Below are 14,061 nucleotides of genomic sequence, written 5' to 3'. Positions count from 1 at the left end.
TTAAAAATTACTTATTTATAAAAAAATTATTAAAAATATTTACGTAAAAAATGAATAATAAAAAAAAAATGCATAATTCTGTATTATTAAAAGAATCTATAAAAGAACTAAAGATCAAAAAAGATGGATTATATATTGACGCAACATTTGGATATGGAGGTCATTCAAAATTAATATTAAAATCTCTTAATGATAATGGAATGTTATATGCTTTTGATCAAGATCCCGATGCTATTGCTTATGCTCATACAATTAAATCAAACAAAATAAAAATTTTTCATACAAGATTTTCTCAAATTTATAAAATTGCTTGCAATGAAAACATAAATGGAAAAGTAGATGGAATTCTAATTGATTTAGGGATGTCTAATGTGCAGTTGCAAACTGCTTCGCGAGGATTTTCTTTTATGAAAGATGGATTATTAGATATGCGAATGAATCCACAATTAGGCATTCCAGCCTTTGAGTGGTTAAATAAAGAAAAAGAAAAAAATATCGCAGCAGTAATTAAAAATTTTGGAGAAGAACGATTTTATAAAAAAATTGCATATAATATCGTTCAACAAGCTAAAAAAAAACCTATTACAAGAACAATAGATCTTGTTAATATAATACAAAGAATTATTCCAAAAAAAACAGGGTTAAAACATCCAGCAACAAGAACTTTTCAAGCTATTCGTATATATATTAACGAAGAATTAAATGAAGTAAACAATGTTTTATTAAATGCTGTAAAAGTATTGAAAAAAAATGGAAGAATTGCAATTATTAGTTTTCATTCATTAGAAGATCGTATTATTAAAAAATTTATGAATAATTTTGGAAAAATGAAAGAATTTCCGAGTAATATGCCAATTAATGAAATTCAAAAGAAACATTTTTGTAAACCAATATTAAAAATATTTAAAAAAATTAAACCTAGTCAAGATGAAATTTATAATAATCCTAGCGCAAGAAGTGCAATATTAAGAGTTGCTGAAAAAAAATAAAAAAATTTTAATTTAAGACTATTAATATATAAATTTTTACAAATAAAAAATTTGTTTATTTCAAATTTTTATATAAGACATTAAATGTTTTAATAAAAACATTTTTTATTATTATAAAATAATATAAAATTAAAAAAATAATATTTTTCTTTTTTATAAAAAAATAATAACTAGTTAATGTTTAAAATTTAAAATAAAATTTAATATTAAATGCATGTACAAATAAAAATTAAAAAATTATTTATTTTTTACTATTAACAATATCATCGTTTTTAACGAAATAAATTTTAAAATATTTTCTATATTTATTTTCAAATAAAAAACATTTTTTATCTTATTAAAAATAATTATATAACAAATTAATTATTTTCACGTCTTTCATGAAAATCACATAAAAATTAATAATTTATAATTCAAAAATTAATTTTTATATAAAATTATTTTTTTTATTTGTAGTAAATAGTATTTCATAATTATAAATTAATTATCATAAAATTTTTTCATATTCAATCTATAAATATTTAAATTTTTAAACAAAACTAAAGATATATTAATTAATAATTAACAATAAATCTTTTAATAAAAAAACAAAAAACAAGCAATTTAAACAAATTGTTTCCAATAAAAAATGTAAAACAGGCTAAACATAATGATAAAATCAGTAAATCGGGAATTATTAGTAGGTTTAGATATTGGAGCAAAAAAAATTATTACACTAGTAGGAGAAATAGTCGATTCTAAAATTAATATTATCGGATTTGGAGAATGTAAATCACAAGGAATTGATAGAAATGGAATAAATGATTTTGATTCAGTTGTTGATTGTATAAAAAATTGCATTAATCAAGCAGAAAAAACTGCAAAATGTAAAATTAACTCTGTTCTTCTTTCTATCTCTAATAAATCTATATACGCTCAAAACGAAACAGGATTAATTACTATACCTCAAGAAGAAATTACAGATAAAGATGTAAGAAACGTAATCCATACTGCAAAAACAGTACAGATAAAAAATGAACATAGTATATTACATACTATACCAAAAGAATATATTATTGATAAAAAATATACTATTAAAAATCCGATTGGAATGTCTGGAATTAGAATGGAATCTAATATACATTTAATCACTTGCTCTAAAAATATAGTACAAAATTTAAACAAAGCTATTAAAAAATCCGGAATCAATAGCGATCAAATGATTTTTTCTGGATTAGCTTCTAGCTATTCAGTACTTACTAAACAAGAACGTCATTTTGGAGCATGTACAATTGATATAGGGGCAGAAAATATTGATATTACTATTCACTTTTCTAATGCTTTAGAATACAGTAAGGTAATACCTTATGCTGGTAATATCGTAACAAAAGATATAGCATATGCTTTTTCTATTTCAAATAACGAAGCAGAAAAAATTAAGATTAAGTACGGATCAGCTTCGGAATGTGATGTCATAAAAAACGATACTATTGAAGTATTTAATGTTAATGGAGATGTGATAAAAAAAATTGCACAACAAAAATTAACTGAAGTCATTGAATCCAGATATACTGAATTATTATTTTTAATAAAAAATGAAATAATCAAAGCTCAAGAAATTATGGCAATAAATAACAAAAATAATGAAATTAGAGGCGGTATTATACTTACTGGAGGTGGTACTAAAATAGATTCTATTATACCTTGTGCTCAAAAAGTATTTAATAATTTCCCTGTTCGTATAGGGACTCCAGAAAAAATAATCGAACAATCAATTATTGAATTAAATAAACCAGAATATTCAACAGTAGTAGGATTATTAAAATACGGAAAAACCAAACTAAATCACATAAAAAATATTAATAATTCTAAATTTTCTTTTAAAGAAATGCTAAAAAAAATGGGAACATGGTTAAAAAATAATTTTTAAAATAATTTCGTTAATTAGATGGAACAATATATGGAGATATAATCAATGTTCGAATCAAATGAATCGATGCATGACGCCGTAATTAAAGTAATTGGAGTAGGAGGTGGAGGAAATAATGCTGTTGAACATATGATAAGAGAACAAATAGAAGGAGTAGAATTTTTTGCAATTAATACAGATTCCCAAGCATTAAATAAAATTGAAGTTAATCAAAGAATACAAATTGGAAATAATATAACAAAAGGATTAGGAGCTGGATCAAATCCAGAAGTAGGAAAACTAGCGGCAGAAGAAGACAAAGATGCTTTAAAAGCCGCTCTTCAAGGAGCTGATATGGTATTTATTGCTGCAGGAATGGGTGGCGGAACTGGTACCGGAGCAGCTCCAGTAGTTGCAGAAGTAGCTAAAAGTTTAGACATTTTAACTGTAGCTGTTGTTACTAAACCTTTTAATTTTGAAGGTAAAAAACGCATGTCGTTTGCGGAACAAGGTATAATTGAATTGTCAAAACATGTCGATTCCTTAATTATTATACCTAATGATAAACTACTAAAAGTTTTATCAAGAGGCATTTCCTTATTAGATGCATTTGGAGCTGCTAACGATATACTAAAAGGAGCAGTCCAAGGAATAGCAGAACTAATTACAAAACCTGGTTTAATTAATGTTGACTTTGCTGATGTACGAACAGTTATGCTAGAAATGGGTTATGCAATAATGGGAACTGGTATTGCTTCTGGTGATAATAGAGCAGAAGAAGCTGCTGAAATAGCAATTTCTAGTCCTCTACTAGATGACATAGACTTATCTGGAGCTAGAGGAGTGCTAGTAAATATTACTTCAGGTCATGATTTAAGACTAGACGAATTTGAAACAGTTGGTAACACCATTCGAGCGTTTTCTTCAGATAATGCAACAGTAGTTATTGGAACATCATTAGATTCGGAAATGAACGATACATTACGTGTAACAATAGTTGCTACAGGTATTGGAACAGAACAACTTTCAGAAAATGTTAAAATTAAAAAAAATAAATCATATATAAAAGACATTAGTTCTAGTATTGATTATAGATATCAAAGCATTAATAGAAATATTATCGATCATGAACAATCTAAAAACAATATTTTACAAAAAAATAATGATGTTAAACATATAAATAGAGTAGCAGATAAGGATTGTTTAGATATACCAACATTTCTTAGAAAGAAATAAAATAAACTAATAAAATGATTTATTTTATTTTAAATTATTTCATATCTAAATTAGAAATTTATAATTAGCAATTATTATTATTGTATTAAAATTTAAATTTTGAAAAAAAAATAATTAAAAAAATAAAAAATATAGGATAGATATTTTATAATAATAAAAAAATGATTAATATTAATTTATTAATTTTTAATTAATTATTTTAAACGTATTAAAAAATTTATTAATATTAAAAATATTTTATTTTAATTATATTTTTAAAAAATTTTTATAATATAGTAAAATCTATCCTATAAAAAAATATTTTAATAAACAACTCATTCATTTTTATAAAAATAATTATTCAGTATAAAAAATATGATGAATTTTAGCAAAAAAGCCTCAGCAAAAATAAATAGTATTTTACTTAAAAAAAAAATAAAAGCTCTCTATTTTAGAATACATATCCAAGGAGGTGGATGTAGTGGATTTCAATATAATTTTAATATAGACACAAAAATTAATGATGATGATATCATTATTAAAAAATCAGGAATAAAAATTGCTACTGATAGTATCAGTTTACAATATTTAAAAGGTTCGACAATCGATTATTTAGAAAATCTGGAAGGTTCTAAATTCTTAATTATTAATCCTAATGCAAAAAATACTTGTGGATGCGGGTTATCTTTTAATATTTAATGAAATTAAAACAATTGTTAACTAATTTATTCATCAAAATATTTCAAAAAAATATACAATATTTTAGGTAAAAAAAATGATTATTGGAATAGTAATAGCAATAAAAAAGGAACTGTTATTTTTAAAAAAACATATGCAACATTGCATCTATAAAAATTTATATGGTTTTAAAATATACATAGGATATTTATATAAAAAAAAACAATAATTGTACAATCTGGCATAGGTAAAGTATCTGCTAGCTCTGCTACTACTATGTTAATCATGCATTATGCTCCTAATATTATTGTTAATATAGGATCATGTGGAGCAATTATTCAAAAGATAAAAATTCAAGATATTATCATTCCAAATCAATGCTGTTATCATGATGTTGATGTTTCTAAATTTCATTATAAAATGGGTCAAGTTCCTGGTTATCCTAATTTTTTTTATACAAACAGACTTTTAATAAAAAAAACTGTTATTTCATTAAAAAAATTAAATTATAAATACAAAATCGGAATGATAACGACTGGAGATACTTTTGTTTCAAATAAAGTATTAAAAAAAGAAATAATACATAAATTTCCAAACGCTATTGTTGCAGATATGGAAAGCTGTGCAATTGCACAAATTGCTTATGTTTTTAAAGTACCTTTCTTAATTATTCGTTTTATTTCAGATTTTTCTAATGAAAATGCAGATTTAGATTTTAAAAAATCTTTTTTGTACCCATCAAAAATGATATCAAAAATAATAAAATTAACATTTCAACAATTATAACTTAAATTAATTCTTTATTAGCACACAAAAAAATATAAAGATTTTTAAAACATATCTGCAGCTAATCCTACTGACTCTGATAAAGTAGGATGAGCATGAATAGTTAAAGATAAGTCTTCTGCAGTACATCCCATTTCTATTGCTAAAGTAATTTCATTAATTAATTCTCCTGCATTTAAACCTATTATACTTCCCCCTATTAATCTTCCAGTTAATTTATTAAATATTAATTGTGTTAAACCAGATTCACAACCAGAAGCTAAAGATTTACCTAAATAACTCCAGTTATATTTTAATATTCTAACATTATTTAGTTCTTCTTTATCTGTAACCATATTAATATTTTTTCCTACCCATGCTATTTCTGGAATAGAATAAATAACATTAGGAATAACAGTAGGATTAAAATACCGTTTTAAACCAGAAATAACTTCAGCTGCTATTTTACCTTCATAAATTCCTTTATGTGCTAGCATAGGATGTCCAACGACATCTCCAATAGCATATATATGTGAAACATTTGTTTTTAATTGTGAATCAACATTAATAAATTTTTTTTCATTAAGATTAATACCTAATTTTTCTAAATTTAATTGACTAATATTAGGTTTTCTTCCGATAGAAATAATTACTTGATCATATATATTAGAACTAATTAAATTATCCTTATGTTTAGTATATACAGTAAATTTATTGTCTGTTTTTTTTATTTTTTCTAATTGTGTATCTAATAAAATATTAAAATCATTTTTTGTTTGCTGTTTAAAAATATCAAAAAAATTCTCATCAAGATCCGGAAATAAATTTGATTTATTATCAATAATATCAATATTAGAACCAAAAGATGAATATAGAGTTGCCATTTCCAATCCTATTGCTCCAGATCCTACTATTAATAATCGTTGAGGAATTTGTGACATCTTTAATGCATTAGTAGAATCCCAACAAAATTGCGTATCAAAATTGTTATTTTGTTGTATCTTAATCGGTTTTGAACCAGTTGCTATAATTAAATTTTTAAAAAAAATATCATATTCTTCGTTTAAAGAATTAACAACTACTGCTTGATTAACATTTTTTAATGTAGCTAAACCGGTAATATGTTTTATTTTCTTTTGTTTAATCATTAATTTTAAACTGTTATTTAATTTTAAAATTATACGATTCTTCCAAGATTGGATTTTATCTAAATCAATTTGAGGATTAGAAAATTTAATTCCATAAGAACAAAAAATTTTACTTTCTTTAATAATGCTAGCAAGATGTAATAAAGATTTTGAAGGAATACACCCTACATTTAAACATACTCCTCCTAAATTTAATTCTTTTTCAACTATTACAACATCTAAACCTAAATCAGCAGCTCTAAATGCAGCAGAATATCCAGCAGGACCACTACCAATAATTAGAACTGTAGTATTAATTTTTTTATTCATACATAAATACCCTATTTGATAATTTAGTTCTCAAAATATTTATTATCACTTCCATAAATTTAAAAATTTTATATAAGAAACACACTATCATTATTTAATTTAAAAAACAATCCTCAAAAAATTAAAAAATTCATTGATGACAAGTTATTTTTTAAAAATGTAATAAATTTTGCTGCTTCTAAACCATTTATAATTCTATGATCATACGTTAGTGATAGAGGAATAACAGTACGCGGAATAAATGTATCTCCATTCCATAATGGTTGAGTTCTCATTCTAGAAATGCCTAATATTGCAACTTCTGGATAATTAATTATTGGAGTAAAACCATCTCCTCCTATTTTTCCTAAATTAGATATTGTAAAAGAACCACCTTGTATATCGTCAGGTTTTAATATAAAATTAGCGGCATTAATAGATAATCTATTAATTTCGTCTGCTATTTTTATAATACTAAGTTTATCTGGATTTTTTAATATAGGAACTATTAATCCATTATTTATATCAACGGCAATTCCAATATAGATATATTTTTTTAAAATAATTTTATCATTGTCTTTTGATAATGAAGCATTAAATTTAGGAAAAAATTGTAATGTTTGACTAATTGATTTGACAATAAATGATAATAAAGTGATATGTTTATCATTCTTTTTTAAATCTATATTTATTTTTTTTCTAAAACTCTCTAATTCCGTTACATCTACAAAATCAAAATGAGTTACATGTGGTATAAGTTTATGGCTTGTAAGTAAATTATTTGATACTTTTTTTTGAATACTAGAGATTTTTAAAAAACTTACTTCACCATATTGGTCATAATTTTTAATTTTAGATTGGTTTAATAAAATATTATTTTTATTTATAACTGCATTATTTGTTTCTTTCGCATTTAATGTTTGCAGCATCATATTATTATAAAAATTTTCGACATCTTGTTTTATAATTCTATTGTTTGGTCCAGTAGGTATTATTTTTGATAAATCATCAATATTATATTCCCTTGCCATTCTCCTTACAGAAGGAGAAGCGTGAACAGATGGTAAAAGATTTGTATTTCTTTTACTTATAGATGCTTCTGTATTTAAAATTTTTTCATCAATTAAAGTATTAAGTTTTTCAACATTATTAACATCATGAATATTTTTTTCTTTATTTGTTTTTATGCTAACTAAATTGGAACCAGGAATAACTTTATCCCCAACAGAAACAAATATTTTTTTTAAAATTCCTGCAATAGGTGAAGGAATTTCTATAGACGCTTTTTGACCTTCTACTGTAATCAAACTTTGATTTATTGTTATTAAAGAATTTAATTCAACTAATATTTCAATAACTTCAGCTTCTTCTAAACCAATGTTAGGAACTGTAATTATAACGTCCATTTTTAACCTTTTTTAACATAAACGTGGATTAATTTTTTCTGGATTAATATTAAATTTATAAATCGCATCATAAACTAAAGATATATCTATTAATTTGCACTTATATAATTCTTGCAATGCAGCAAAAACGATATACTTTGCACTTATTTCAAAATAATTACGTAAATTTTTTCTACTATCTGATTTACCAAATCCATCTGTCCCTAAAACATAGTACCAGTGATTAGGAATATATTTACGTACTTGATCAGCATATAATTTTATAAAATCCGATACTGCAACAGTAGGAAAATTATTTAAATTTTGAGTTATAAAAGGAATTTTAGGTTTATGTTTCGGATGCAAGAAATTCCATCTATCACAATCTTGACCATCTCGAGCTAATTCAGTAAAAGAAGTAACACTATATACATCCGATCCAATACCATAATTGTGATTTAAAATCAATCCAGCTTCACATACATTTTGTAATATAGATCCAGAACCCAACAATTGAACACGATAATTAAATTTTCCATAATGAGTTTTTAACTTATATATTCCTTTTATAATACCATTTTCTATTCCTTTTTTCATTTTAGGCATAGTATAATTTTCATTCATCGTAGTTATATAAAAATAAATATTTTCTTGTTTACTACCATACATTCTTTTTAATCCATTTAAAATAATTATTACCAATTCATATATGTAAGCAGGATTATAAGATATACAATTTGGAATTGTAAGCGAGTGAATATGACTGTGCCCATCTTCGTGTTGTAACCCTTCTCCATTTAAAGTTGTTCTTCCTGAAGTTGCTCCTATTAAGAAACCTCGAGCTTGTTGATCTCCAGCAGCCCAAAATAAATCACCTACTCTTTGAAATCCAAACATAGAATAATAAATATAAAATGGAATCATAGGAAAATTATTGCTGCTATATGAAGTAGCAGCTGCTAACCAAGAAGCTGCTGCTCCTAATTCACTAATCCCTTCTTGTAAAATTTGACCTCTTTTATCTTCTTTGTAAGAGATAATTTCATTACTATCTTGAGATATATACTTTTGACCATGAGGATTATAAATTCCTATTTTTCTGAATAATCCTTCCATTCCAAATGTACGCGCTTCATCAGCTATAATAGGTACTATTCTATTTTTTAAATCATTATTTCTCAAAAAAATATTAAGTATTCTGACAAAACCAATAGTAGTAGAAACACCTCTTTTTTGATCTAACAATAAAGATGAAAATTCAGAAATATGTGGTAAAACTAACGCATCAGTAAAATTTATTCTACGTTGAGGAACATAACCTCCTAACTCTTTTCTATTATGATGCATATATGCATATTCTTCTGTATTTTTCTTAAATTTAAAATAAGGTAAATCTATTAAATCATCATCTTCTATTGGAATTTCCAGACGATTTTTAATTTCTTTTAAATCTGCTAAATTAATTTTTTTTACTTGATGCGCTATATTTTTTCCTTCTGCAGATTGACCTAACCCATATCCTTTTGTTGTATGTGCTAAAATAACAGTAGGACACATCGTAGAATTAACAGCTTGATGTAACGCCGAAAACATTTTTTGAAAATCATGCCCCCCTTTTTTCAAATTAATTAATTCATCATCTGTTAAATTTTTAATTAAATTTTTTGTCTCAATATATTTTCCAAAAAAATTTTTTTTAAAATAATCTAAATCTCTAGATGAAAAATTTTGATAATCGCCATCTAATGTTTCATTCATTAATTGTATTAATTTTCCACTTTTATCTTTTTTTAATAAAGCATCCCAACCACTACTCCATATTACTTTTATTACATTCCATCCTGCTCCATAAAAAATATTAAATAATTCATTAATAATTTTACTATTACCGCTAACTGGACCATCTAAACCCTGTAAATTACAATTGATAATAAATATTAAATTATTCAAATTATATTTTGCAGCAACAAGAATAGCTCCTTTGGATTCTGGCTCTTCCATTTCTCCGTCTCCTAAAAAAGCATAAACATGCTGTTTATCAGTATTTTTTAAACCTCGATGATTTAAATATTTTAAAAACTTAGCTTGATATATTGCGCAAATAGAACTCAAACCCATAGAAACTGTTGGAAACTGCCAAAAAGAAGGCATTAACTTTGGATGAGGATAAGAAGATAAACCATTTCCATCAATTTCTTGTCTAAAATTATTCATTTGTATTTCAGTTAATCTATCTTCTAAAAAAGCTCTTGCATAAATACCAGGCGAAATATGGCCTTGAAAATATATTAAATCTCCTCCATATTTATGGTTATCACCTTTAAAAAAATGATTAAAACATACTTCATATATAATAGCAGCGGATTGAAATGACGATAAATGACCTCCTAAATCTAAATCTTTGTTAGTTGCTCGTAAAACGAGTATTAAAGCATTCCACCGAGTTGCTGAACATATTTTTTTTTCTATTTTAATATTGCCAGGATAAGATACATCCTCATATTGAGAAATGGTATTTACATAATCATTTAACTCTTTGTTACTATCTAAATGTATACCTAACGATTTAGAATGTATAATAACTTTATTAATTAAAAATTTTGCTCTTTCCACCCCCTCATTGTTAATTACTGACTGAATAGAATCAATCCATTCACGAGTTTCAATCTCGTCAATATCATAATTTTTTTGCTGATTTTTCATAATAATTCCTTAAATAAAAATACTTTTTGTTAAGTATAAAACTGATATTTTTTATTTAATTGTAAAATTTTTATATTAATTTTATAATATTTATTTTTATATAATTATGTATATTTTATATAACTTACACATAATTTTAAAAAAAAATATTGCTTTAATGTATTTTATATACATTTTAAATATATTTAAAAACACCTTAAAAATTTTTTATATTAACAATCAAAGATCTATATATTTATATGTATTTATATATATTTTTTAAAATATTTTTATTATTAAAACATTTTATTTATTTAACAAAAAATTTAAACTTTTTATAAAAAAATAAAAAAATTAATCTTTATAGCTTTATATAAACTATTTAATATATGTTTCATATATAAATAATATTTTTTTATGATATACTAAAATTTTATTTTAGTTATTTAGAAAAAATTAATAAACATAATGCAGTTATTACTTCTTTTTTAATTCCTTGCAACATGGAAATAAACATTTTAAATGTTTCTTTTTTGTATTCCTGTTTTGGATCTTTTTGTGCATAACTACATAAATGAATACTTTGTTTAATAAACTCAATCGAAGAAAGGTGTTCTATCCATAAATTATCTAACGTTGTTATCATAATATTTTTTTCTAATATTTGAAATTTTTTTATTCCAATTTCTTTTCTTTTTATAGTGTAAAAATACATAAAATATGCATAAATTTTGTGTAAGAAATATTTCTTATTACTAGAACTTAATTCTTTATTAAAATTATCTAGTTTAATATTCATGTAAAATTTATCTAGTAACAATTTTTCTATTTTTTTAATAACATCATTTTTATGATTATCTTTTCTGCAGTTTTCATGAATAACTGAACTAAAAACATCTTTTGCTATAATTAAAATAGTATTACTAATTTCTTTTTTGCATAATAGATAATTCCTTTGTTCATAAATTGTAGATCTTTGATCATTATCAACATCATCATACTCCAATAATTGTTTTCTAATTTCAAAATTACGACTTTCTACTACATTTTGAGCATTTTCTATTGCTTTATTTAACCATTGATGTTGAATAAATTCATTCTTTTTAATTCCTAAATTTTGTATTAAATTTTTAACCCCATCTGGAATAAAAATACGTATTAATAAATCTTCCATAGATAAATAAAAACGAGAAGATCCAGGATCTCCTTGTCTTCCTGATCGCCCTCTTAGCTGATTATCTATTCTTCTTGATTCATGTCTTTCTGTACCAATTATATGTAAACCTCCAACAGAAACTACAAAATTATGATCTCTTTTCCATTTTTTTTGTTCATAAAAAAATTTCTTATTTTTTGCATCAATATCATCTAAACATTGTTTTTTTTCAAAAAAGCTTCCCCCTAAAACGATATCAGTACCTCTCCCAGCCATATTAGTTGCAATAGTAACAACTCCAGGACAACCAGCTTCAGAAATAATTTTTGCTTCCTTATCATGATATTTAGCATTTAATACATTATGTTTAATATTCATATTATCAAGTATTGATGAAATTATTTCTGATTGTTCAATTGAAATAGTTCCTACTAAAACCGGTTGCTTTTTACTGATACGTTGTTTTATATCTAGAATAATAGCGTTAATTTTTTCTTCTTTAGTTAAAAAAACTAAATCTGAATAATCTGTTCTAATCATATTTTTATTTGTAGGAATAACAATAGTATTTAAATTATATATTGTACTAAATTCAAATGATTCAGTTTCAGCAGTTCCTGTCATACCTGATAATTTATCATATAACCTAAAATAACTTTGAAAAGTAATTGAAGCTAATGTACGATTTTCATTATTTATTTTTACATTTTCCTTGGCTTCTATAGACTGATGTAAACCCTCAGACCATCTTCTTCCTTCCATAAGTCGACCTGTATGTTCATCAATAATAATGATCTCTTTTTTTTTATTTATAAAATAATCTACATTTTTAAAAAATAATATATGAGCTCTTAAAGAAGAGATAACATAATTTAATAAAATAATATTGTCAGAATAATATAAAGATTCATTAATATTTAAAATATTAAATTCTACTAATAATTCTTCAACTTTTGTTAAACCTAATTCTGTTAAATGAATTTGTTTTTGCTTTTCATCAATAGAAAAATATTGATTACAACTAACACGTTTTTTATTTTTTTGAGCTAATTTTATTAAAACTAGTACAATTCTATTAATTTCTAAATATATTTTAGAGTAACCCTCTATAGGACCTGAAATTACTAAAGGAGTCCGTGATTCATCAATTAAAATTGAATCTACTTCATCAATTAACGCATAATGCAAAGATCGTTGCACACAATCATTACGTGATAAAACCATATTATCTTTTAAATAATCAAAACTATATTCATTATTAGTACCATATGTAATGTCGCATGAATAAGCTTTTCTTTTTTCATTTAAAGACATTCCTGAAGCATTTAATCCTATTTGTAAACCTAAAAAATTAAACAATGGTTCATTAATTTTAGCATCTCTTTTTGCTAAATAATCATTCATTGTAACTATATGAACACCACTATTATTAAGTGCATTTAAATAAGCAGGAAGAGTAGAAGTAAGAGTTTTTCCTTCTCCAGTTCTCATTTCTGCAATTGAATTTTGATTTAAAATTATACCCCCCAATAATTGAACATCAAAATGTCGCATTCCAAATACTCTTTTACTTGCTTCTCTTACTAATGCATAAGCTTCGGGTAAGATACTATCTAAATCCTGATTTTTTTTAATAAATTGCTTAAACTCGTATGTTTTTTTTTTAAAATCCTGATCTTTTAATTTAATCATTTTTGGTTCAAGCATATTGATATCATTAACTATATTTTTTGCTTTATTCAAAACATAATTATTATGATTACCAAACCACTTATTTAACCATTCCATTAACATATTAATGTTCTCAAATTAATAATTTTTAAACTATAGTAAATACAATTAAAATATTTTTGTTATTAAACATATT

At 23.9% G+C, this 14,061-nt stretch carries 9 protein-coding genes; 5 read left to right on the top strand and 4 right to left on the bottom strand.

All coding sequences use genetic code 11. The features are described 5' to 3' along the window. The first annotated feature begins 50 nt into the window (after positions 1–50). The 5 genes from rsmH (at position 51) to mtnN (ending at position 5,556) form a co-directional block, all read left to right on the top strand. A complete protein-coding gene (gene rsmH / locus AB4W61_RS00890; RefSeq protein ID WP_367679103.1) occupies positions 51–989 on the top strand; it encodes a 16S rRNA (cytosine(1402)-N(4))-methyltransferase RsmH in 939 nt (312 codons plus the stop codon). Positions 990–1,638: 649 nt separating this feature from the next. Further along, positions 1,639–2,898, top strand: coding sequence for a cell division protein FtsA (gene ftsA, locus AB4W61_RS00885; RefSeq protein WP_367679102.1), 1,260 nt, complete (start codon positions 1,639–1,641; stop codon positions 2,896–2,898). A gap of 45 nt (positions 2,899–2,943) precedes the next feature. Further along, entirely contained in the window at positions 2,944–4,113 is a 1,170-nt protein-coding gene (gene ftsZ / locus AB4W61_RS00880; protein ID WP_367679101.1) for a cell division protein FtsZ, read from the top strand. A 354-nt stretch (positions 4,114–4,467) separates the two neighbouring features. Beyond that, positions 4,468–4,791 (top strand): iron-sulfur cluster insertion protein ErpA, encoded by a 324-nt coding sequence (gene erpA, locus AB4W61_RS00875; protein ID WP_367679100.1) that lies wholly within the window; start codon positions 4,468–4,470, stop codon positions 4,789–4,791. A 255-nt stretch (positions 4,792–5,046) separates the two neighbouring features. Further along, entirely contained in the window at positions 5,047–5,556 is a 510-nt protein-coding gene (gene mtnN, locus AB4W61_RS00870; protein ID WP_367679099.1) for a 5'-methylthioadenosine/S-adenosylhomocysteine nucleosidase, read from the top strand. Between the two features lie 44 nt (positions 5,557–5,600). On the opposite strand, the gene lpdA is transcribed toward mtnN, so the two are convergent. From lpdA to secA, 4 genes are all read right to left on the bottom strand, one after another. Further along, positions 5,601–6,992, bottom strand: a complete 1,392-nt coding sequence (gene lpdA / locus AB4W61_RS00865) for a dihydrolipoyl dehydrogenase (RefSeq protein ID WP_367679098.1) — start codon at positions 6,990–6,992, stop codon at positions 5,601–5,603. 113 nt (positions 6,993–7,105) lie between these two features. Continuing rightward, positions 7,106–8,377, bottom strand: a complete 1,272-nt coding sequence (locus AB4W61_RS00860; RefSeq protein WP_367679097.1) for a 2-oxo acid dehydrogenase subunit E2 — start codon at positions 8,375–8,377, stop codon at positions 7,106–7,108. A 12-nt stretch (positions 8,378–8,389) separates the two neighbouring features. Beyond that, the gene (gene aceE, locus AB4W61_RS00855) at positions 8,390–11,059 is read right to left on the bottom strand and encodes a pyruvate dehydrogenase (acetyl-transferring), homodimeric type (RefSeq protein ID WP_367679096.1); all 2,670 of its coding nucleotides are present in this window, start codon (positions 11,057–11,059) and stop codon (positions 8,390–8,392) included. Positions 11,060–11,480: 421 nt separating this feature from the next. Continuing rightward, on the bottom strand, positions 11,481–13,988 hold the full coding sequence (gene secA / locus AB4W61_RS00850) for a preprotein translocase subunit SecA (RefSeq protein ID WP_367679095.1): 2,508 nt from the start codon (positions 13,986–13,988) through the stop codon (positions 11,481–11,483). Positions 13,989–14,061 lie beyond the last annotated feature (73 nt).

Origin of the sequence: Buchnera aphidicola (Thelaxes suberi), assembly GCF_964059005.1 — a bacterium.
Lineage (GTDB): Bacteria > Pseudomonadota > Gammaproteobacteria > Enterobacterales > Enterobacteriaceae > Buchnera_I > Buchnera_I aphidicola_C.
Note: the sequence above shows the minus strand (reverse complement) of the source record. Positions and strands in the feature narration are given on the sequence as shown.

Coding starts and splice junctions, on each gene's coding strand:
- rsmH (WP_367679103.1), top strand. CDS start 51: ATGAATAATAAAAAAAAAATGCATAATTCTGTATTATTAAAAGAATCT.
- ftsA (WP_367679102.1), top strand. CDS start 1,639: ATGATAAAATCAGTAAATCGGGAATTATTAGTAGGTTTAGATATTGGA.
- ftsZ (WP_367679101.1), top strand. CDS start 2,944: ATGTTCGAATCAAATGAATCGATGCATGACGCCGTAATTAAAGTAATT.
- erpA (WP_367679100.1), top strand. CDS start 4,468: ATGATGAATTTTAGCAAAAAAGCCTCAGCAAAAATAAATAGTATTTTA.
- mtnN (WP_367679099.1), top strand. CDS start 5,047: ATGTTAATCATGCATTATGCTCCTAATATTATTGTTAATATAGGATCA.
- lpdA (WP_367679098.1), bottom strand. CDS start 6,992: ATGAATAAAAAAATTAATACTACAGTTCTAATTATTGGTAGTGGTCCT.
- AB4W61_RS00860 (WP_367679097.1), bottom strand. CDS start 8,377: ATGGACGTTATAATTACAGTTCCTAACATTGGTTTAGAAGAAGCTGAA.
- aceE (WP_367679096.1), bottom strand. CDS start 11,059: ATGAAAAATCAGCAAAAAAATTATGATATTGACGAGATTGAAACTCGT.
- secA (WP_367679095.1), bottom strand. CDS start 13,988: ATGTTAATGGAATGGTTAAATAAGTGGTTTGGTAATCATAATAATTAT.